Origin of the sequence: Pseudomonas sp. R4-39-08 (assembly GCF_003852275.1) — a bacterium.
In the GTDB taxonomy this organism is placed as follows: Bacteria; Pseudomonadota; Gammaproteobacteria; order Pseudomonadales; family Pseudomonadaceae; genus Aquipseudomonas.
Window position 1 is genome coordinate 3,782,282 of the sequence record NZ_CP027733.1, and the last position, 19,706, is coordinate 3,801,987.

Consider the following 19,706-nt stretch of genomic DNA (forward strand, 5'->3'; position numbering starts at 1 on the left):
GTGATTCGAACACTCGCCCCCTAGCACCCCATCTTCTTTTTTATACATCTTGAAAGCTTCCAAAATTTTACTCTGGATTTTTCTAGCGAGTATTTACTTGAGCTCCAGCGGTATTCTGCCCTACGAGTGTCCAAGAACGTCCATCAAGAGCCGACGTTTTTGTGGGGATAAAAGTAGGGGGATCGTACATCAGTAGGGTTCACAGACCATGGCATGATGGCGATCATGCCCTAATCTCTTTGCGAGGTAGTAATGCAACTCTTCGCTGCTCAAATTAGCCCAAGGCTGTCCAGGTAAGCACTCACCTCTCCCATTCCTCGCTCCGCTACGTCCAGTAGATCATCTCGGTCTTTTCGATTCAGCGGCAGCGGACCCGCGTTAGGCACCCATTTAGAGACGCTGGTTTTGGGTAAACGCCTGGATGACAGAACCATCGCCATAAGGTCGTCCCGTGCTTTTTCATCGTTGAAAACGGCCTGCAAGTTTTGGCCCTTTGGATTGTATCTCGTACCATCTTTCATACCTGCGGCGTGAAATGAAGCTCGTCTGATAATGCACGGAACGCATTTGCCACACTGCTGATGCGTTCTCTTCCATTTCCCACAGGACACAGTATCGGTGGCCAGAGCGTTGAGTGAGACTTGATCGGAACAGCCCAGAAGCATCTCCCCCTTTGTCTTTAGCGCATACGGGTTTTTTACAACGACTGGCAAACCAACGGTGTCCAGAATCTGCTGGAACAACCCAAGAAAATGAGGATGAGTCGTTCGGGTGCTCAGCGCCCCTATGCGTCTTGGCGTCATTGGTGGATTGAGAGCGATGAGACCGTTCTCTGGAACGAATAACTCCACCGGTGTACTGGCCACTCTCAATTGCGCCAAAGTAGCAGCGACTAACGTGCCATAAGCTAGGAAGTTGAAGCTGCGTGTACGCATCTGCACATCGAGCGTGGTACCAAGCCGTGAGGTGGGGTTCGCTACGGCCGCAAATCTTGAGACTTTTACGGGAAGCTGGCTACTCACAAGGATTTGCTTCTCCGAGTCCCCTCTGTAGGAATGACTGATCAGAATTGGCCGTCGCCCTTTACCCAACAGATCAAGTGCACCAATGCCACTGTCCATGCCTCCAGAGAACAAGCTCACACAATCATGGCCAGCAAGCACGGTGATGTGGCCACGATTTTGCGATTTTGATTGTCTAGGGCCCTCAGGCAGCAACTCGATAGTCCAGATATCACCACTTAAAAAATGAAGCGCTTTTTGAAGCAATGGGACCGCCGCATTCCAAAGATCCGGATCGGCTAGTGGAATGACTAGGCGAAGCTGTCGTGCCCATCCATCGTCTGCCTCGGCTTTATCGACAAACGTGTCTGCCGCCGTAACTGCCATCGCAATAGTGAGCAAATCGAAGCCCACGCGACTCACGGGCGCACCTAGACGTCGAACAGCGGCACGAACAGGCCCACCGATTGAACAGGTACCCTTCGCCAATGGTCGACTTCCGTACATCAGTACAGGTATGACATTCGGCGAGCGTGGTGGAAGCTGGTCAAATTCGTGATGGAAAATTAAGTCAGTCACTGTTCGTAGCTCTCCCACTCGACCCAAACTTCTTTAATCGCACTGAGCTGGATTTTTTCGACTTGGGCACTCGTGAAGGACTTCAAGTTACCCGTTAAAAGGGGGCGCATGTGCTTGTCTGTTACCGCTTCCACCAAAGAAAACAAATCCCTTTCCGCCTGCTCCACCTGCCCAGGAGAAGATGCTTTAGCGAAGGCTTCATTAGAGTCCAGCACTATCTGCCCAAAAACACATTTCGTGACGTACACGAGCATCATTTGGACAAGCATTTCATCATTTATCTTCGTGAAGTCGAATTCATCATAGCCCTCCAAGCATTCCGACAGTGCTTCATTCATCGCTACGCGAACCCGATCTGAATCGCCATCTTCTGGAACGAGTGCTTGGACGATTATGTCAATCGCAACGTCCGTATCTTTCCCGTTAAGGGACGCAAGATTGAGCCCGTTTGGTGACTGGCCGTCACTCAGCGCAGCCATTGCACCAAATAGTGCGCCGCCAGCACCAGCCATCGAGCCAAATCGTATGGGGCCGACACTGCTACCACCTGTAGAGCCACTGGCATAGCTTCGTACAGCAGAGCGAAGGTAGTCGCCATTTCCGCTGGAGACGAATTTACCCAAGGATTTACGGAAATCTTTGAACCGCTGCGGAGGAGTTTCTGGAATCGCCCCCTGGCCCGTTGTGTCTATCCACCCAGGAACAAACGGAGAGTTACCACCGGGCCCTTTACTCGAAGTCGACGTTCCCATGTCATTGCTTCTCTTTAGGCTTAAACCAGCTGACGCTTTTCACCCTGGTACTGAGCCAGGGCTTAATTTTTCCTGGCATGACCGTATGGATGAAATCGGATAACGAAGGGCCTGCATCGGATGAGCGCTCGGCCAACATAAATGCGCCATCAAAACCAGGCGCTCTGGTAGTCCAGTCCACATGGGACCGCATTGACTGAATAAGCTGTGCCATAACAGCGACATGCTCGCCAGTTGGGATTGTGAGAATGGCGGCGATGGCAGATGGGGAGGATGTGTTGGACGCTCTCTTGAGAACCGCAAGCGCTTCTGTCGCAGCGGCCGATAAGCCCGCTCTCAGTACGCGTAATGGCGTAGTCTCACGACTCAAATAGACAATCGGACGAAGATCAGTGTTCGAGAGTGAGGGCTCAAGCGTCAGCCACTCTCTGATAAATTCAGCTTTTACGTTCCACGGTTCAGGGCAAGCTAGTTTGAATTTATCTGGATCCTCCAGCAGGTTTTCGAGTGTCGTCAGTATTTCCGGTTTCCCCCCTGCGGCTGCGTTGATCACCGAGTACATGTGAGCAACAGATTTGTCTTCCATGCATCGTTCAAACAGAGCGAGTTTGGCAATCAACGCCTCATCAACCGGCATGTCTCTTTGCTTGGCAACACGAGAGCGCATACGAACTACATTCAACATCCGCTTAACGATTCGTGGATTTCCTAGGATCAGCGTTGAGTTCGCGAGCATAGACGCCATGCGATCAGCAATCGCAAATCCTTGGGCGATCTGATCTGGAACAACTGTACCAAGAAGACCTAATGCAACCTCGGTGACGATAGGCTCTTCCTTCCAGGCTGTACGCAGATTCGCCTCAAGCCCGGCTCGTAGCTTTTCTATTTTATCCGCTGGAATCACTGCGCCGGCGGACGCGAACAACATGAACAAATAGGCTCTCACTTCTTGTACCCCAAGCCTAGGAACACGTACTGGTACCTGGATAAGCTTGTCCAAATAGTCAGTTACATGTCGGTCATCTGGGTCTTTGAAATGCTCGCTCACCGAATGTCTGACCATGTCTTCATCGGCAGCGACGACGAATGCCGTTTGCCCCATGAACAAAAACAAACGAAGGGCTTCGAGGGTTTGGATGGTCTGCTTTGGAAGGCACCGATCGAGGTTGTCTACAAATACGACCAGCGTTTTATCCAACGCAGTGAGAACGTCGGAAAATTCTGACCTAAAGGCGGCGATTTCCTTCGGTGGAGTCCGCTGCTTTTCCTCATCCAACAAACCAGTAAGGTGCCCTTTAGCCTTGCCACCAGCTTCCTTTAGCGTCGTTAACGTTTCTTCATCCGCCTCGCCCGAGAATAGTTCGCCTAAGGCCTGCACACCTTTCATGCCAAATCCAAAAGCTGGTATCCCCATGGCCATTGCGCCACCTTCGACCAGAAGACCAAGTGCACGCATTTTATTTACACGGCCCATCAGTTTCTTGGCTTTGGGGATAACCGCTGGTTTTCCTTCCGCAGCTTCAATCAATGTCGATGCGATGATTTCCATCAAGGCTGCTCGAGAATCGTCAAATCCCTGATAAAGCCATGCATCAAAACGCACCACAACGTATTTACTTGGGTCCTCGCCAGGATTGAGGCCTTCCTCAATCAAATTCAGCAGAGTTGATTTTCCGGTGCCCCAAGAACCAAAGACACCGACCGTGACAGGCCTCATATTCGGGTCGCGAATTACGTCGATGACCAGATCAGCGACCTCTGAGTAATTCAGAAAATCTTGTTTTGTATCGACGTCAGCCCACATTTGAGCCTCCCTGCTTCACATTTATTTGCGCATCTGGCAGCTTAAACGACCAGTTTCCAAAGCCGTAGGCCGTAATGGATCATCATTGAACGATCCGTATCATTATCGAAAAATAGAACCCGTGCCACTATTTTAGCACTGCATTTTCTGATGCAATGCTTTGTATTCGGTGTAACCCAACAGCTCAAGGGCTGACCAGGTCGGTACGCGATATATTTCATAGACATTCCGAGCGAAGCTGATGCCGTTATTTGAATTTCCATGTCCTTATGTGAGGTTCTCCCACGGTGCAGCGTATAACCTGCATCAAACGTTGGATGGGTTAGGCATTTCCTCTGCCGGATTTAGTGGCCCACCCATTCCTGCACCTGATCGGTACATTCAAGGAAGATAAAATGAATATAAAAAAAATCGAAGTTCCACCGTACGCTTCCCTTGCAGGTGACAGATGAGTTTCGTTCTTGAGGAGTTAGGATTAGCTTATCGAAAGGCTAAAGTGGATTTATTCTATTCGTCCAGCACCGACTTATTGGCAATAGCGGCCTACGAGGAACATCTTTCCGAAAATCTCAATACGCTGTTGATTCTGCTCAATGGAAGTGACCTAAAGTGGGTTGAGCAGACAGCGTTTGTCGGTGGATGGACCTTTGCCACTAAGTCTGTTACTTGGGCAGACCGCAAGGAATTTCGCGAAAAAAATGGTACTGGCCTAATTTTTTCTTCTCCAGAAGAAGATTGGGACCGCACTTGCGAGTTGCTTTCGGAAACTGAGGAATATTCAAAGCCTAATGCGGAATTCCGTTTGATGGCTCAATGTAGCATAGAATTTCATGTGTTATCTGCTCTATGGTTGCTTAAAGTAGGGCATCAGTATGATGCGAAACTTTCCAAATGCGCCTACGGAAATCGATTGCGCCGCACACAAGATGGGAAAAATATAAACCCGCTATCACTAGGTTCATTTGTTCCTTATTTGACACCTTTTCGAAACTGGCGTGACAACGGCATTTCCTCAATGCGTGCCGCCTTGGATGATGGAAAAAAAGTCGTCGCACTCACGGCTGATGTCAGTTCTTTTTACCACGAACTGAAACCTAGCTTCATGCTGGAGTCGTCCTTTCTCCATGATGTGCTCTCACTTGAGCTGACAGAAACCGAGAAAAAACTAAATCGTTTATTCATTAAAGCTCTAGAAGCATGGGCAGCGACAACTCCGCTGAAGAAAGGTCTGCCGGTTGGATTACCAGCGTCTGCGGTAGTCGCCAACATGGCTTTGATAGAGCTGGACCGTGTGATCGAACAGCAAGTCATTCCATTGTACTATGGACGATACGTTGATGATATCTTGCTGGTCATGGAAAATGGCGCCCACTTTCGGTCAACGGATGAGCTTTGGGATTGGTTATTCGAACGCTCTGACGAAAAACTTGCCTGGGATGGTAAGGGAGAGAGTAAAAGAATAATTTTTCAGCCTAGCTATTTCAAGTCGGGAAAAAACAAAAGTCAGATATGTTTTGCCAATGCAAAGAATAAAGTCTTTATGTTGAATGGTGATACGGGCAAAACGTTCATAGACGCTATTGCTCATCAAATTAGCGAACGCGCAAGCGAATGGCGTGCAATGCCACGCTTACCTCGTTGGGCTGAACACGTTGGAACCGATCTTTTAGCAGCAACACAAAGCGATGGTGAGACGGCTGACAACTTGCGAAAGACGGATGCATTAACAATGCGTCGCGCAGGTTTTGCCATCAAATTACGCGATTTCGAAGCGTATGAACGTGACTTACCTCCTGAAGCTTGGAGAGCGCACCGGCATGCATTCTTTCGCGCATTTACCCAGCACGTCCTAGTGCTGCCACAATTTTTTGAGTTATCGATTTATCTACCTCGCGTGATACAGCTCGCAACCGCATGCGAGGATTTTCGGGAGCTTCGAAAAATCATTACTGCGCTTGACAAATTGTGTGTAAAGGTCAAGCGAAACTGCTCAGTGAGCGTGAAGGCGTGGCCTGACGAAGGACCGGTCGATGACGAGAACGTTCTTGCGCTGTGGGAAGGAAACTTACTAAAAACCGTACTTGAAAGCATCATGTCCGCATTTCCGCCTTTTCTCTCCAAGAATGGCAAGCGGGAATGGAAAGAACATATGGCCGACTATCGACCAAGCGATCTTGGCGTAAAATGGCCCTGGTCTACCAAAGCCTTCCAGCGAGCCCAAGCTAGACTCTTTTCTTTTGATTTGGCCCACATGCCATTCCGCTTTATTGGCTTGCCAGAAGAAATGGTCGCGCAGCGGGGTATCCCTGACCGTCGATCAGGTGCAATTCACGATGAATCGGCTCAAATGCTTCCCCACAGCGTATTACGTGGAGCAACATTCCTCGCAGAATGGAGCAATCTTGAAGGCTTACCCCGGGGCCTTCTTTTCGCCACACGACCTTTCAACCTCCCCGAGCTTTTCGTACTCAGCAAAAATGTCTACTCCAAGGATCATGAGGAGGAAATACGCGCAGTGGTTCTAGCTCTAAGAGGTTTCACGTTAAACGACAAAATGCCGTTTATGGATCCACGAGGAGTTCTACAAATTCCCGATGGGACACCCCCATCAGATTACCGCATTGCCGTATCCAGCTGGCAGACTCGACTGGAAAGTTGGACAGCATCAGTAGCGCAGCAGCCTGACCCTGACATTCAAAAAAGGTACGCTAGGCTGAATCACTTGCTAGACGGCGTGATTTCAAACCCTGAGAAGAGTCGTTATCTAATCCTGCCTGAATTGGCGTTGCCAGCCCTATGGTTCATTCGCATCGCGCGGAAGTTACACGGTCGTGGTATCTCTTTGATTTCTGGGGTCGAATACCTTCATGCCAAACATGCGAAGGTTCACAACCAGGTTTGGGTAGCTCTTTCTCACGACGGGCTGGGGTTCCCTTCAACGATGATCTTCCGACAGGACAAGCAACGACCCGCGTTGCATGAAGAACAGGAATTGCGCCGCATAGCGGGCGTAGAATTAAAGCCAGAAAAACCTTGGAAAAAGCCACCAATCATTCAACATGGAGAGTTCCGCTTCGCTTTATTGGTATGCAGCGAACTTACAAATATCGGCTATCGAAGTGCGCTTAGAGGAAAGGTAGATGCGTTGTTTGTTCCTGAGTGGAATCAAGACACAGAGACATTTAATGCGTTAGTGGAATCTGCCGCGTTAGACATTCACGCTTATGTTATCCAATGCAACGACCGGCAATACGGTGATAGTCGTATCCGCGCTCCTTACAAGGATAGCTGGAAACGAGACGTTCTTAAGGTCAAAGGTGGGATCACAGATTATTGTGTCATTGGAGAAATCGACATTCACGCATTACGGCGATTTCAGAGCAGCCACCGCTCACCTGCGGGTCCATTTAAACCAGTTCCAGACGGTTTTAAAATTTCTAAGACTCGTAAAATTTTACCGAAGTGATCATCATAATTTATCGGCTATGAATGGTCTGCTACTCGCAGGAGTTTCAAACGTAAAAGGCCGCTAACGAAGCGGCCTTTTTATGTCTGCTAGGCTCAGCTGTTAGACAAGGTTTCGCAAAGCTTCAATCCCGTTTCCGTCACCACAGCCCCCGAAAATTTATAGCCATCCTCTTTATCGAACAGCAGATAGCTCTGCGACGCCAACCACCGAACAATATCTGCAAAAAAATTGCTCATCTTCTGTCGATTGACGCCTGCTTTTCAACCTCAGAGTATGGAGCGACTTGCACCCTTCATTGACCTTGTAGCCCACAGCCGTCCAGCTCGCGAGGCACTGAGTAACTCTCCTGCCGCCCTTCCCGGAGCCACATCGTGCACGGATCATAGACCGTTCCAACGCCATAAACCTCTATACCTTCGTATCTGCCGTTAACACCGGCCACACGCCAGCCGGACGAACCGTAACACTCCTTCCTTCAAAGCGCATCGCGACTACGGTTATCAAGCATGCTGTTTTGGCCGCAGGAACGTTAGGATTTTCGAGGCATAGGTCAGTCCACAGGCACGGATTTGCAGCGCTGCTGTAATTGCAATTGCTCGTTCTGAATCGCTGACATCGACGACGACAGCGTTGAAAACATATTGCAGGCGAACATTGCCGAGGCCGGCCTCGGGACGCATTCGTTGGATCGTTCTTGCCGTCTCCCTATGCCAATAAAGAACGGATGTAATCCGCGGGGTATTCAACACCGGACTACTCGTTGCAAGCCAGACGCCACTATCTTCAAGCTAAATGATCCAAGGAAATGCGGCGTAGTAGTCACCTGAGGCAGAGACTTGGCACGTGAGGGCATCGAAACTAGGCAATTCTCGACTACCTTCCCCACTCAAGTACGCGCAGCCTGGACGACTCCTAGTTGAACTGTGGCTACGGATCGATTGCTCCCTGACTTAATGGCGGACCATAGGATCCAAGTGACAACCGAATCCTACTGCCCCAGCGGTTCACAGCGACGGGCTATCCGTGTGGCTCTAACTCCCCAGACACTGAAACCGCTCCCACAGTCCTTCGATTTCTGCTGAGAGCCAACCGTTTTGTGGGGGTAAAAACACTTGAAAATAAAAAAGGGTCGCGAGATAAAATCTCGCGACCCTTTGAAATATATGGTCGGGACGGAGTGATTCGAACACTCGACCCCTAGCACCCCATGCTAGTGCGCTACCGGACTGCGCTACGCCCCGACTAGGCGTGTTACTGGGTTTGCTTCTTAACGAAGCGAACCGGAATATACCGCAAGCTTTTGAAATGTGGAAGTATTTTTAAAGCCTGAATCACTTCTTCAGCACCACCAGCACATCTTCGAGTTCGGAGATCATCTGGCGGATCAGCTGCTTGTATTGGGTGGTGTCGTCTTTGGCTTCATCACCGGACATGCGCTGGCGCGCGCCGCTGATGGTGAACCCCTGGTCGTACAGCAACGCGCGGATCTGCCGGATCATCAGCACATCCTGGCGCTGATAATACCGACGGTTCCCAGTGCGTTTGACGGGGTTGAGTTGAGGAAACTCCTGCTCCCAGTAGCGCAGCACGTGCGGTTTTACCGCACACAGCTCGCTGACTTCACCGATGGTGAAGTAGCGTTTGCCCGGGATGACGGGTAGTTCGTCGTTATGACTTGGTTCCAGCATAAGCCTCAACTCGGGCCTTCAACTTCTGCCCTGGACGAAAGGTGACCACACGGCGAGCCGTGATCGGGATTTCTTCTCCCGTTTTTGGATTGCGGCCAGGCCGCTGGCGTTTGTCCCGCAGGTCAAAATTGCCGAAACCGGACAATTTGACCTGTTCGTTGTCTTCCAGAGCGTGCCTGATCTCTTCAAAAAACAGCTCGACCAATTCCTTGGCCTCGCGCTTGTTCAGACCCAACTCTTCGTACAGACGTTCCGCCATCTCAGCTTTCGTCAAAGCCCCCATACGTCACTTCCTTAACGTGGCGTTCAACCTTTGTTCGAGCGAGGTGAGGATATTTTGTGTCGTGGTATTCACCTCATCGTCATTAAGAGTGCGCGATGGATGCTGCCAGGTCAAGCCAACCGCAAGGCTTTTTCTATGCGGATCAATGCCTTTACCCTGATAGACGTCAAATAGCCTGAGGTCTGTCAGCCATTCCCCTGCATTTTCTCGGATTACATCCAGAACGGCAGTGGCAGCGACTTCACGGTCGGCGATCAGGGCCAGGTCGCGACGCACTTCTGGGAAGCGCGAAAGCTCGCTGAATTTAGGCATTTTGCCCGACGCAACTTCAGCCAGGACCAGCTCGAAAGCGAAGACTGGACGATCCAGGCCCAGGGTTTTCGACAGTTCCGGGTGAATGGCACCGACGAAGCCGACCAAACGACCTTCGCGCTCGATACGCGCCGTCTGGCCTGGGTGCAGTGCAGGGTGTTTGCCTGGCAGGAACGTGAAGGCGTCCAGCGCACCGGCAAAGCCCAGTACCGCTTCCACGTCAGCCTTGACGTCAAAGAAGTCCACGGCATCGCGGCCTTGTGCCCAGCCTTCCGGCAGGCGGCTACCGCAGACCACACCCGCCAGCATCGGCTCTTGCTTCAAGCCATCGAGCTGACCGACAAAGCGCAGGCCGCTTTCGAACATGCGCACGCGATCTTGCTGACGGTTCAGGTTGTGGGACAACGCCTTGATCAACCCTGGCCACAGCGACGAACGCATGGCCGCCATATCGTTGGAAATGGGGTTGGCCAGCAACAGCGGCTCGACACCTGGATTGAACAGCTCGAACTGCTTTGGATCGATGAAGCTGTAAGTCACCGCTTCCTGATAACCACGGGCAACCAGCAGGCGACGCAGTTCCGGCAGATGTGCACGGGCTTCAGCTTTCGGCTGCGGGGCCAGACGCGCTTGCGGGTAACGAACCGGCAGGCGGTTGTAGCCGTACAGGCGGGCCAGTTCCTCGATCAGGTCGACTTCCAGGCTGATATCGAAGCGATGGCTTGGCACTTCAACGTGCCACTGCCCTTCCCCACCCGCAGAAATGGCGAGGCCGAGGGCCGATAGCAGTTGCTCAATCTCGGCTGGCTCGATCACCAGGCCGAGCATTTGCTCAACGCTTTTGGCGCGCAGCGTGATTGGCGCAACGGACGGCAGGTACTGTTCGCTGACAGTCTCGGTGATCGGGCCGGCTTCGCCACCGGTGATTTCCAGCAGCAGGCCAGTGGCGCGCTCCATGGCTTCACGGGCCAGTTTCCAGTCCACGCCACGCTCATAGCGGTGCGACGCATCGGTGTGCAGGCCGTATGAGCGGGCCTTGCCGGCGATGGCGATCTGGTCGAAGAACGCGCTTTCAAGGAAAACGTCGCGAGTGGTCGCCGATACGCCGCTGTGCTCGCCACCCATTACGCCGGCAATCGCCAAGGCACGGGAGTGGTCGGCGATGACCAATGTGTCGGCGCGCAGGCTGACTTCCTGGCCGTCGAGCAGTACCAGCTTCTCGCCTTCCTCTGCCATGCGCACGCGGATGCCGCCATTGATTTCGGCGAGGTCAAACGCGTGCAGCGGCTGACCCAGCTCCAGCATCACATAATTGGTGATATCGACGGCCGCATCGATGCTGCGCACGTCAGCGCGGCGCAGGCGCTCGACCATCCACAGCGGGGTTGGCCTGGACAGGTCGACGTTACGGACCACACGGCCCAGGTAACGTGGGCAGGCGTTTGGCGCCAGCACTTCAATCGAGCGCACGTCGTCGTGCACGGCAGGCACGCTGGCAACCACCGGGCGGGTAACAGGCACGTTGTAAAGCGCGCCCACTTCACGGGCCAGACCGGCCAGGGACAGGCAATCGCCACGGTTCGGGGTCAGGTCGACCTCAATGCTGGCGTCTTCCAGCTCCAGGTAAACACGGATGTCCTGGCCCACTGGCGCGTCGGCCGGCAATTCCATCAAGCCGTCGTTGCCCTCGCCTACCTGCAGCTCGGCCTGGGAGCACAGCATGCCGTTGGACTCGACGCCGCGCAGCTTGGCCTTCTTGATCTTGAAGTCGCCCGGCAGTTCGGCACCGATCATCGCGAACGGAATCTTCAGGCCCGGGCGCACATTGGGCGCTCCGCACACGACCTGGAAGGTTTCGCCGCCATTGCTGACCTGGCACACCCGCAATTTGTCGGCATCCGGGTGCTGCTCGGTGCTCAGCACCTCGCCCACCACCACGCCGCTGAATACACCGGCGGCCGGGGTAACGCTATCGACCTCAAGACCGGCCATCGACAGACGAGCAACCAGCTCGTCGCGATCTACCTGCGGGCTTACCCAGCCACGCAGCCATTGTTCACTGAATTTCATCCTGCTCTCCTAAAGATTCGTTACGACTAGCGAAATTGCGCGAGGAACCGCAAGTCGTTGTCGAAGAACAGACGCAAGTCGTTCACGCCGTAACGCAGCATGGCCAGACGCTCAACGCCCATGCCGAAGGCAAAGCCCGAAAACTCTTCCGGGTCGATCCCGGACATGCGCAGCACGTTAGGGTGGACCATGCCGCAGCCCATCACTTCCAGCCAGCCGGTCTGCTTGCACACGCGACAGCCTTTACCGCTGCACATCACGCATTCCATATCGACTTCAGCGGACGGCTCGGTGAACGGGAAGAAGGACGGACGGAAACGCACCGCCAGCTCTTTCTCGAAGAACACCCGAAGAAACTCTTCGATGGTGCCTTTGAGGTCGGCGAAATTGATATCGCGATCAACCAGCAGGCCTTCGACCTGGTGGAACATCGGCGAGTGGGTAATATCGGAGTCGCTACGGTACACACGGCCTGGGCAGACAATGCGGATCGGCGGCTTGTTCGCTTCCATGGTGCGGACCTGTACCGGCGAGGTATGGGTGCGCAGCAACATGTTCGCGTTGAAATAAAAGGTGTCGTGCATCGACCGGGCCGGGTGATGGCCTGGGATGTTGAGCGCCTCGAAGTTGTGATAATCGTCTTCGACCTCAGGGCCTTCGGCAATGCCGTAGCCAATGTGGGTGAAGAACTGTTCGATACGTTCCAGAGTCCGGGTGATCGGGTGCAAACCGCCCGAGGCCTGGCCACGGCCAGGCAAGGTCACGTCAATGGACTCGGCGGCGAGCTTGGCCGCAAGATCGGCCTCCTCGAGCGACGCCTTGCGCGCATTGAGAACCTCGGTGACGCGCTCCTTGGCAACGTTGATCAGCGCACCGACCTGCGGGCGCTCTTCAGCCGGCAAATTCCCCAGGGTCTTCATCACCTGAGTCAATTCACCCTTTTTACCAAGGTAGTGAACCCGGATTTGCTCCAGGGCATTGATATCTTCAGCGCTTTGCACAGCCTCAAGAGCTTGAGCGACGAGCGCGTCCAGGTTTTCCATGTACAGACTCCAGATACAAAATAGGGGAAGAGCTTGAAGGCTCTTCCCCTATTTATGACGTTTACCACCTTGGGCTACAGGAGTAACCCAGGGTGACTGTCGGGGGTACTTAAGCCAAGGAGGCTTTAGCTTTCTCGACAATCGCAGCAAACACCGCTTTTTCGTTCACGGCCAGTTCAGCCAGAACCTTACGGTCGATTTCGATGGACGCTTTTTTCAGGCCAGCGATGAAACGGCTGTAGGACAGACCGTTAACACGTGCACCAGCATTGATACGAGCGATCCACAGGGCGCGGAACTGACGTTTTTTCTGACGACGGTCACGGTAGGCGTATTGGCCTGCCTTGATTACCGCTTGTTTGGCAACACGGAATACGCGTGAACGCGCGCCGTAGTAGCCTTTAGCAAGTTTCAGAATTTTTTTGTGACGCTTACGGGCAATGACGCCACGCTTTACACGAGCCATGAGTTACTTCCTCTATTCTTGATCCAAAATTAACGAAGGCGCAGCATGCGCTCGACTTTTGCCACGTCAGACGGATGCAGCAAGCTGCTACCGCGCAGTTGACGCTTACGCTTGGTCGACATTTTGGTCAGAATGTGGCTCTTGAAAGCGTGCTTGTGCTTGATACCGTTAGCAGTTTTCAGAAACCGCTTAGCAGCACCACTTTTAGTCTTCATCTTTGGCATGTTCGGATACTCCGCATTCAGTTGATAAACATAATCAGAAGGCCTGCCGTGCCCTGTTGATTACTTCTTCTTTTTCGGGGCGATGACCATGATCAGCTGGCGTCCTTCCATCTTAGGATGCTGTTCGACCGAACCGTACTCGAGCAGGTCAGCTTCAACCCGCTTGAGGAGTTCCATCCCCAGCTCCTGGTGGGCCATCTCACGGCCGCGGAATCGCAAGGATACCTTGGCCCTGTCCCCATCACTCAGGAAACGTACCAGGTTGCGCAGTTTTACCTGGTAATCCCCTTCCTCCGTCCCTGGACGAAACTTGATTTCTTTTACTTGAATCTGCTTCTGGTTCTTCTTCGCTGCGGCAACCTGTTTCTTCTTCTCGAAGATCGACTTGCCGTAGTCCATCACCCGGCAAACGGGTGGGATTGCATCGGCGGAAATTTCCACCAGGTCCAGCTTGGACTCTTCTGCAATACGAAGCGCTTCATCAATCGAGACGATGCCAATCTGCTCGCCATCAGCGCCAATTAACCGAACCTCGCGTGCCGAGATATTCTCGTTGATCGGGGCTTTCGGTGCAGCTCGTTTATCTTGTCTCATTTCACGCTTAATAATAATTACTCCGAATCTGGGCGACCACGCCGGGAAACCGCTTGCGCGAGGAACTCAGCGAACTGGGCGACGGGCATCGAGCCCAGGTCAGCACCTTCACGAGTACGCACAGCGACAGTCTGCATCTCGACTTCCCGATCTCCGATAACCAAAAGATAGGGAACCTTGAGCAAAGTATGCTCGCGGATTTTAAAGCCGATCTTTTCATTTCTCAAGTCGGACTTGGCACGAAATCCGCTTTCGTTGAGTGTTTTTTCAACTTCAGCGGCAAAATCCGCCTGTTTATCAGTGATATTCATGATCACTGCCTGAGTCGGAGCCAGCCACGCCGGGAATGCACCCTCGTAGTGCTCGATCAGGATCCCGACGAACCGTTCGAACGAGCCGAGGATCGCCCGGTGCAGCATAACCGGGTGTTTACGGCTGTTGTCTTCGGAGACGTATTCGGCTCCCAGACGGATCGGCAGGTTAAAATCGAGCTGCAGGGTACCACACTGCCAGACACGGCCAAGGCAATCTTTCAGCGAGAACTCGATTTTGGGCCCGTAGAACGCGCCCTCTCCCGGCTGCAGGTCGTACGCAAGGCCCGCGCTGTCGAGTGCGGCGGCCAGTGCAGCTTCGGCGCGATCCCAGAGCTCGTCGGAGCCGACGCGCTTTTCCGGACGAGTGGACAGCTTCATCTCGACCTCGGTGAAACCGAAATCGCGGTAAACGTCCATGGTCAACTTGATGAAAGCGGCGGATTCAGCCTGCATCTGCTCTTCGGTGCAGAAGATATGGGCGTCATCCTGGGTGAAGCCGCGCACACGCATGATGCCGTGCAACGCACCCGATGGCTCGTTGCGGTGGCAGGCACCAAATTCGGCCAGGCGCATCGGCAACTCGCGGTAGCTCTTCAGGCCCTGGTTGAACACCTGCACGTGGCACGGGCAGTTCATCGGCTTGATGGCGTAGTCGCGGTTTTCCGACTGGGTGGTGAACATATTGTCGGCGTAGTTGGCCCAGTGCCCGGATTTCTCCCACAGGCTGCGATCAACCACCTGCGGGGTCTTGATCTCGAGGTAACCGTTTTCACGCTGAACCTTGCGCATGTACTGCTCGAGCACCTGGTACAGGGTCCAGCCGTTCGGATGCCAGAACACCATGCCCGGCGCTTCTTCCTGGAGATGGAACAGGTTCAGGCGCTTGCCGATCTTGCGATGGTCGCGCTTCTCGGCCTCTTCGATACGCTGGATATAGGCAGCCAGCTGCTTCTTGTCAGCCCAGGCGGTACCGTAGATCCGTTGCAGCTGTTCGTTTTTCGCGTCGCCGCGCCAGTAGGCGCCAGACAATTTGGTCAGCTTGAACGATTTGAGGAAGCGCGTGTTCGGCACGTGCGGGCCACGGCACATGTCGACGTATTCTTCGTGGTAGTACAGGCCCATGGCCTGCTCGTCCGGCATGTCTTCCACCAGGCGCAGCTTGTAGTCTTCGCCACGGGCGGTGAACACATCGATCACTTCGGCACGCGGGGTGACCTTCTTGATGACGTCGTAATCTTTTTCGATCAGCGCGTGCATGCGCTGCTCGATCGCCGCCAGGTCGTCCGGCGTAAAAGGACGCTCATAAGCGATGTCGTAATAGAAGCCTTCGTCGATGACCGGGCCGATCACCATTTTCGCGGTGGGGTACAGCTGCTTGACCGCGTGGCCAATCAGGTGCGCGCAAGAGTGGCGAATGATCTCCAGCCCCTCTTGATCCTTGGGCGTGATGATCTGCAGGCTGGCATCGGCGGTGATCAGGTCGCTGGCGTCAACCAGCTTGCCATCGACCTTGCCGGCCACGGTGGCCTTGGCCAGGCCGGCACCAATGGATGCGGCGACTTCGGCTACGGAAACCGGATGATCGAACGAACGTTGACTGCCGTCGGGTAGAGTAATAGTTGGCATGGCGCCTCCTCTCCTAGTGGTGACCCCTACCAAAGGTCACGTGGGTTGGGATGAGCCAGTACAAGATCCAACATCAGGCCGCTCAATACTGAACGCCTGCCTTACAGCGGCAGGAGCCTTTCGGCCAACCGATAATCGAACCAGAGTGACTGGAGTGAACAAAAAAAGAGCTGGCAAGGCGGCACAGAGCGCACCTGGAAAAAGCCAAGCCCTGGATGCTAGCACAGATGAACGGTCATCGCGCCGACACGACCTGCGGTAAAAGTAAATTCCATGCCTTATGGCCGCAAAAGTGAACTTGAGCTGTACGCTACGCCTCAAACACCCCGAGAATCGCCGTTCGTCCTCGACCCAAAGGAGCATCCCATGATGCGTTTTACCTCGACACTCGCCCTCGCCGCTTCCCTGACCCTGCTTTCCCTCGGCGCACAAGCAGCGGCACCTTCGAACTGGCCAGCTGGCGCCCGTGACAGCTTCGTCAGCGACTGCAGCGCTGCGGCCAGCCAGAACGTGGACGTCAAAACTGCCAAAGATCATTGTGAATGTGGCGCCGACAAGATCAACGCCGAATTGAGCACTGCGGAAATCAAAGAATTGATGACCAACCAGAACGCCAGCCCAGAGCTTAAAAACAAAGCGGTCGCGGCTATTTCGTCCTGCAAAGTGGTCAAGAAAAAGTAAGAACGCTCACTGAGCGAGCGCCTTTTTTGCCGGAAAAACAGCCTGAAAACGGCTGTTTCTCACAAATTACGCAGCTTTTACGGCTTTTTTTAACAGCTGATATTTCGCTCCAAAGCCCCGTAGAACGGGGCTTTCAGCCAAAACAGACACGCAACGCAACGCGATTGATTAGCAAACAATGCCTTGGGGGGCTCCCAAGCCGAACATTTCGACTATGATAGCCCTGTGTGCCCAGTTGGCCTGAGCAGCACAGCACTACTGAAAATATATGTTTCTTGGAGATACACCATGTCTAATCGCCAAACCGGCACCGTTAAATGGTTCAACGATGAAAAAGGCTTCGGCTTCATCACTCCTCAAGGTGGCGGTGACGACCTGTTCGTACACTTCAAAGCTATCGAAAGCGACGGTTTCAAAAGCCTGAAAGAAGGCCAAACCGTTTCCTTCGTGGCTGAGAAAGGCCAAAAGGGTATGCAAGCTGCACAAGTTCGCGGCGAGTAATTCTCCGCCGAGCTAAAAAAACCCCGTCCATGTGACGGGGTTTTTTATGGATGCTGCAAAAGCCAGTGGCTAGGCTATCAGCCGCAATTGACCCGCGTGATCACCAGGTTATCGTCGGTGTTCAGGTTCAGGCGGTCGGAGCGATACTCCAGCGTGATCATGTCGTTGGGTTTGAGGATGCGTGCGTTCTGCGCACCGGCACGCGTACGCGCCTGCTCCAGCAGTTGAGGCGAGGCTTTCTGGCCGATCGTGAACTCGGCAGCCTTCGACTCACAGCGGCTATGACCAGCATCGGTCACGGTGGCATCTTTGCCTGGCTCAGAGGCACCCGGGGTGCTGCAACCCGCCAACGCGAGCGCTGCCAACAAAGTACCGAATGATGCGAGCTTCCAAGGCATGAAGCCTCCTATGATTAAAAATGGACAGAGATCGTGCGACAGCGAGTGAGCAGATTGGTTTCAAGACGTTAACGTCTGACGCGCAAGTCTGCCTGAGTCACGCCCGGCAAGCGCCCCGTCAATCGTGACTAGATATGAATATGTTCAGTAGATATCGATGTAGTCAGACGACGGCGTTGGCCAATTCTGCTTGAGCGCGTTGAAAATCTGCATCACCCAGACTTCGTCGTTCGCGGCCACGTTACCCACATAACCGGAACCCTTTGCCCAGGTCTCCAGGCGAAACAGCAAACCACCTATATCAGCGCCCCCGACCACGCCTGAAGAAATGTAGGCAATACCCGCCTTGCTGACCCGCAGCTGGGTGTGCTCATCGTCACTGGCGCCGGCCAGCAGTTGGCGCACAGCGACCAGCGTAAGACTCTCGGGGTTATTCAAATCGATCTGCACGCAGTGTTTCCCGGCCAATAAACAGGCGGACAGTGTCGCACACCCCCTTCCTCATGCCTAAGTAGCAGTGCCAACTTGCGCGCAAAATGGTTAACTGCGCCCGCTGCAGCCACACGCCAGCGCATTGCCCAGTACCTACAGCCCGCGAGATTTCCCATGACCACCGTAACGCTCCAAGCCGATATCAAAGCCAAATGGCCCCAAGGGCAAAGCTCCTACAGCCCCGGGAGTCCGGAGGAATTGGCGATCATCGGTATCGACCTGCTGGTCAAGGAACTCGGCACCAAGGGCGCGCAAGCATTCATCAGCCAGGTATTCGAGAAATACCCGGCCGACCACATGGGCGCACCCGAGCGCGCATAAGAACCGGCCGGCGAACGCCGACCGGTAAGGGGTTTACTTCAAACGCGCCAGGCGCTCGGTCAACAGATCGAAGAAGCCCTGGGCGTCGCCGTTTTCGACCCAGAACGCATTCTTGTCCTGCTTCAGCCCATCGTACCAATCGACAATGGTCTGGCCGAAGGTCGGGCCTTCCCGGCTGTCGACAACCACATTGACCTGGCGACCGCTGAACAGCGACGGCTTGAGCAGGTAGGCGACCACCGTGGCGTCATGCACCGGCCCGCCAGGAATGCCGTAGTGTTCCATATCGCCTTTGACGTACTCGTTAAGAATATTGCTCACAACCTTGCTTGCGTTGTTGTTCAGGTCGGCAATTTTCTTCAGGCGAGCCTCGCTGGTCAGCACCTTATGGGTCACGTCCAACGGCAGATAGGTCAACTTCACGCCGCTTTTAAGCACGATCTCGGCGGCCACCGGGTCGGCGAACAGGTTGAACTCGGCCACCGGCGTGATATTGCCGCCATTGAAGTGCGCACCGCCCATCACTACCACTTCCTTGATGCCCTGGGTGATTTCTGGTGCCTGGGTCAATGCCAGGGCCAGGTTGGTCTGCGGGCCGAGCATGGCAATAGTGATGCTGTGGGGCTTGGCGGCCGTCAGGGTCTTGATCAGGTAATCCACGGCGTTGCCGTCAGCCAGGCCTTGTTTCGGCTCGTGCACGGTGACACCGGAAATCCCTTCCTTGCCATGGATATTCTCGGCATAGATCGGCTTGCGCAGCAGCGGTGCCGGAGCCCCCGCGTATACCGGGATGTCCTCGCGCCCTGCCCACTCGCGCGCCAGGCGCGCATTGCGCGAGGTTTTGTCCAGGCGCACGTTGCCGGCCACGGTCGTCAGCGCGCGGATGCTCAGCTCTTCCGGCGACGCCATGGCGAACAGCAAGGCAACCACGTCATCGGCACCTGGGTCGGTATCGATGATCAGGTCGATTTTTTCTGCCGCCTGGGCGCTTGCAGCTGTGAGTGCGGACAAAAGCAGAACACTCCGAAACAGGTTTTTCAGGGATGGAAGACCACGTTGCATAAAACACTCCTTGTCGTAGGGGGACT

General features: G+C 54.0%; 19 protein-coding genes and 1 tRNA gene. 4 read left to right on the top strand and 16 right to left on the bottom strand.

The window, feature by feature from the left end; translation table 11 throughout:
- Nucleotides 1-269 precede the first annotated feature (269 nt).
- The 3 genes from qatC to C4J88_RS17410 are packed head-to-tail and all read right to left on the bottom strand — an operon-like array spanning nt 270 to nt 4,136.
- Nucleotides 270-1,598 carry a Qat anti-phage system QueC-like protein QatC gene (gene qatC / locus C4J88_RS17400; protein WP_305955137.1) on the bottom strand — a complete coding sequence of 443 codons (1,329 nt, stop codon included), beginning with the start codon at nt 1,596-1,598 and terminating at the stop codon, nt 270-272.
- Nucleotides 1,577-2,332: a hypothetical protein gene (locus C4J88_RS17405; protein ID WP_256659041.1), complete on the bottom strand. Its 756-nt coding sequence runs from the start codon at nt 2,330-2,332 to the stop codon at nt 1,577-1,579. Before C4J88_RS17405 ends, qatC begins: the two co-directional genes overlap by 22 nt.
- A 1-nt stretch (nt 2,333) precedes the next feature.
- The gene (locus C4J88_RS17410) at nt 2,334-4,136 is read right to left on the bottom strand and encodes a P-loop NTPase fold protein (protein ID WP_124407672.1); all 1,803 of its coding nucleotides are present in this window, start codon (nt 4,134-4,136) and stop codon (nt 2,334-2,336) included.
- 448 nt (nt 4,137-4,584) lie between these two features.
- Between C4J88_RS17410 and C4J88_RS17415 the strand changes: the two genes are divergently transcribed.
- Nucleotides 4,585-7,602 carry an RNA-directed DNA polymerase gene (locus tag C4J88_RS17415; protein WP_124407673.1) on the top strand — a complete coding sequence of 1,006 codons (3,018 nt, stop codon included), beginning with the start codon at nt 4,585-4,587 and terminating at the stop codon, nt 7,600-7,602.
- A 503-nt stretch (nt 7,603-8,105) separates the two neighbouring features.
- On the opposite strand, the gene C4J88_RS17420 is transcribed toward C4J88_RS17415, so the two are convergent.
- From C4J88_RS17420 to thrS, 10 genes are all read right to left on the bottom strand, one after another.
- Nucleotides 8,106-8,285 carry a hypothetical protein gene (locus tag C4J88_RS17420; protein ID WP_124407674.1) on the bottom strand — a complete coding sequence of 60 codons (180 nt, stop codon included), beginning with the start codon at nt 8,283-8,285 and terminating at the stop codon, nt 8,106-8,108.
- 484 nt (nt 8,286-8,769) lie between these two features.
- Nucleotides 8,770-8,846: transfer RNA gene (locus tag C4J88_RS17425), tRNA-Pro, on the bottom strand.
- A 90-nt stretch (nt 8,847-8,936) separates the two neighbouring features.
- Complete coding sequence (locus tag C4J88_RS17430; protein WP_003174972.1) at nt 8,937-9,293, bottom strand: MerR family transcriptional regulator; 357 nt, start codon at nt 9,291-9,293, stop codon at nt 8,937-8,939.
- On the bottom strand, nt 9,274-9,576 hold the full coding sequence (ihfA, locus tag C4J88_RS17435) for an integration host factor subunit alpha (protein ID WP_002553164.1): 303 nt from the start codon (nt 9,574-9,576) through the stop codon (nt 9,274-9,276). Before ihfA ends, C4J88_RS17430 begins: the two co-directional genes overlap by 20 nt.
- Nucleotides 9,577-9,579: 3 nt before the next feature.
- The gene (gene pheT, locus C4J88_RS17440) at nt 9,580-11,958 is read right to left on the bottom strand and encodes a phenylalanine--tRNA ligase subunit beta (protein ID WP_124407675.1); all 2,379 of its coding nucleotides are present in this window, start codon (nt 11,956-11,958) and stop codon (nt 9,580-9,582) included.
- A 26-nt stretch (nt 11,959-11,984) separates the two neighbouring features.
- Entirely contained in the window at nt 11,985-13,001 is a 1,017-nt protein-coding gene (gene pheS, locus C4J88_RS17445) for a phenylalanine--tRNA ligase subunit alpha (RefSeq protein ID WP_034099107.1), read from the bottom strand.
- A 109-nt stretch (nt 13,002-13,110) separates the two neighbouring features.
- Nucleotides 13,111-13,467 carry a 50S ribosomal protein L20 gene (gene rplT, locus C4J88_RS17450; protein WP_005789679.1) on the bottom strand — a complete coding sequence of 119 codons (357 nt, stop codon included), beginning with the start codon at nt 13,465-13,467 and terminating at the stop codon, nt 13,111-13,113.
- A gap of 29 nt (nt 13,468-13,496) precedes the next feature.
- Entirely contained in the window at nt 13,497-13,691 is a 195-nt protein-coding gene (rpmI, locus tag C4J88_RS17455; RefSeq protein WP_002553160.1) for a 50S ribosomal protein L35, read from the bottom strand.
- 60 nt (nt 13,692-13,751) lie between these two features.
- Nucleotides 13,752-14,303, bottom strand: coding sequence for a translation initiation factor IF-3 (infC, locus tag C4J88_RS17460; protein WP_015884933.1), 552 nt, complete (start codon nt 14,301-14,303; stop codon nt 13,752-13,754).
- On the bottom strand, nt 14,303-16,225 hold the full coding sequence (gene thrS / locus C4J88_RS17465) for a threonine--tRNA ligase (RefSeq protein ID WP_124367643.1): 1,923 nt from the start codon (nt 16,223-16,225) through the stop codon (nt 14,303-14,305). The genes infC and thrS overlap by 1 nt, the downstream gene beginning before the upstream one ends.
- Before the next feature lie 366 nt (nt 16,226-16,591).
- Between thrS and C4J88_RS17470 the strand changes: the two genes are divergently transcribed.
- Nucleotides 16,592-16,906 carry a hypothetical protein gene (locus tag C4J88_RS17470; protein WP_124407676.1) on the top strand — a complete coding sequence of 105 codons (315 nt, stop codon included), beginning with the start codon at nt 16,592-16,594 and terminating at the stop codon, nt 16,904-16,906.
- A 288-nt stretch (nt 16,907-17,194) separates the two neighbouring features.
- Nucleotides 17,195-17,407 (top strand): cold-shock protein, encoded by a 213-nt coding sequence (locus C4J88_RS17475; protein ID WP_003234260.1) that lies wholly within the window; start codon nt 17,195-17,197, stop codon nt 17,405-17,407.
- Nucleotides 17,408-17,484: 77 nt separating this feature from the next.
- On the opposite strand, the gene C4J88_RS17480 is transcribed toward C4J88_RS17475, so the two are convergent.
- Both C4J88_RS17480 and C4J88_RS17485 read right to left on the bottom strand, forming a co-directional pair.
- Nucleotides 17,485-17,805, bottom strand: a complete 321-nt coding sequence (locus C4J88_RS17480; protein ID WP_124363571.1) for an I78 family peptidase inhibitor — start codon at nt 17,803-17,805, stop codon at nt 17,485-17,487.
- A 144-nt stretch (nt 17,806-17,949) separates the two neighbouring features.
- On the bottom strand, nt 17,950-18,255 hold the full coding sequence (locus C4J88_RS17485; protein ID WP_124367645.1) for a hypothetical protein: 306 nt from the start codon (nt 18,253-18,255) through the stop codon (nt 17,950-17,952).
- A 156-nt stretch (nt 18,256-18,411) separates the two neighbouring features.
- Here C4J88_RS17485 and C4J88_RS17490 point away from each other — a divergent pair, with 156 nt between their 5' ends.
- Complete coding sequence (locus tag C4J88_RS17490) at nt 18,412-18,618, top strand: hypothetical protein (RefSeq protein WP_124367646.1); 207 nt, start codon at nt 18,412-18,414, stop codon at nt 18,616-18,618.
- 33 nt (nt 18,619-18,651) lie between these two features.
- Here C4J88_RS17490 and C4J88_RS17495 read toward each other — a convergent pair whose 3' ends face one another.
- A complete protein-coding gene (locus tag C4J88_RS17495; protein WP_124367647.1) occupies nt 18,652-19,680 on the bottom strand; it encodes a nucleoside hydrolase in 1,029 nt (342 codons plus the stop codon).
- Nucleotides 19,681-19,706 lie beyond the last annotated feature (26 nt).

Bases quoted from the DNA above. Each gene is read 5' to 3' on its own strand.
- C4J88_RS17405 (WP_256659041.1), bottom strand. From the start codon at position 2,332: ATGGGAACGTCGACTTCGAGTAAAGGGCCCGGTGGTAACTCTCCGTTT.
- C4J88_RS17410 (WP_124407672.1), bottom strand. From the start codon at position 4,136: ATGTGGGCTGACGTCGATACAAAACAAGATTTTCTGAATTACTCAGAG.
- C4J88_RS17415 (WP_124407673.1), top strand. From the start codon at position 4,585: ATGAGTTTCGTTCTTGAGGAGTTAGGATTAGCTTATCGAAAGGCTAAA.
- C4J88_RS17420 (WP_124407674.1), bottom strand. From the start codon at position 8,285: ATGCGTCCCGAGGCCGGCCTCGGCAATGTTCGCCTGCAATATGTTTTC.
- C4J88_RS17430 (WP_003174972.1), bottom strand. From the start codon at position 9,293: ATGCTGGAACCAAGTCATAACGACGAACTACCCGTCATCCCGGGCAAA.
- ihfA (WP_002553164.1), bottom strand. From the start codon at position 9,576: ATGGGGGCTTTGACGAAAGCTGAGATGGCGGAACGTCTGTACGAAGAG.
- pheT (WP_124407675.1), bottom strand. From the start codon at position 11,958: ATGAAATTCAGTGAACAATGGCTGCGTGGCTGGGTAAGCCCGCAGGTA.
- pheS (WP_034099107.1), bottom strand. From the start codon at position 13,001: ATGGAAAACCTGGACGCGCTCGTCGCTCAAGCTCTTGAGGCTGTGCAA.
- rplT (WP_005789679.1), bottom strand. From the start codon at position 13,467: ATGGCTCGTGTAAAGCGTGGCGTCATTGCCCGTAAGCGTCACAAAAAA.
- rpmI (WP_002553160.1), bottom strand. From the start codon at position 13,691: ATGCCAAAGATGAAGACTAAAAGTGGTGCTGCTAAGCGGTTTCTGAAA.
- thrS (WP_124367643.1), bottom strand. From the start codon at position 16,225: ATGCCAACTATTACTCTACCCGACGGCAGTCAACGTTCGTTCGATCAT.
- C4J88_RS17470 (WP_124407676.1), top strand. From the start codon at position 16,592: ATGATGCGTTTTACCTCGACACTCGCCCTCGCCGCTTCCCTGACCCTG.
- C4J88_RS17475 (WP_003234260.1), top strand. From the start codon at position 17,195: ATGTCTAATCGCCAAACCGGCACCGTTAAATGGTTCAACGATGAAAAA.
- C4J88_RS17480 (WP_124363571.1), bottom strand. From the start codon at position 17,805: ATGCCTTGGAAGCTCGCATCATTCGGTACTTTGTTGGCAGCGCTCGCG.
- C4J88_RS17490 (WP_124367646.1), top strand. From the start codon at position 18,412: ATGACCACCGTAACGCTCCAAGCCGATATCAAAGCCAAATGGCCCCAA.
- C4J88_RS17495 (WP_124367647.1), bottom strand. From the start codon at position 19,680: ATGCAACGTGGTCTTCCATCCCTGAAAAACCTGTTTCGGAGTGTTCTG.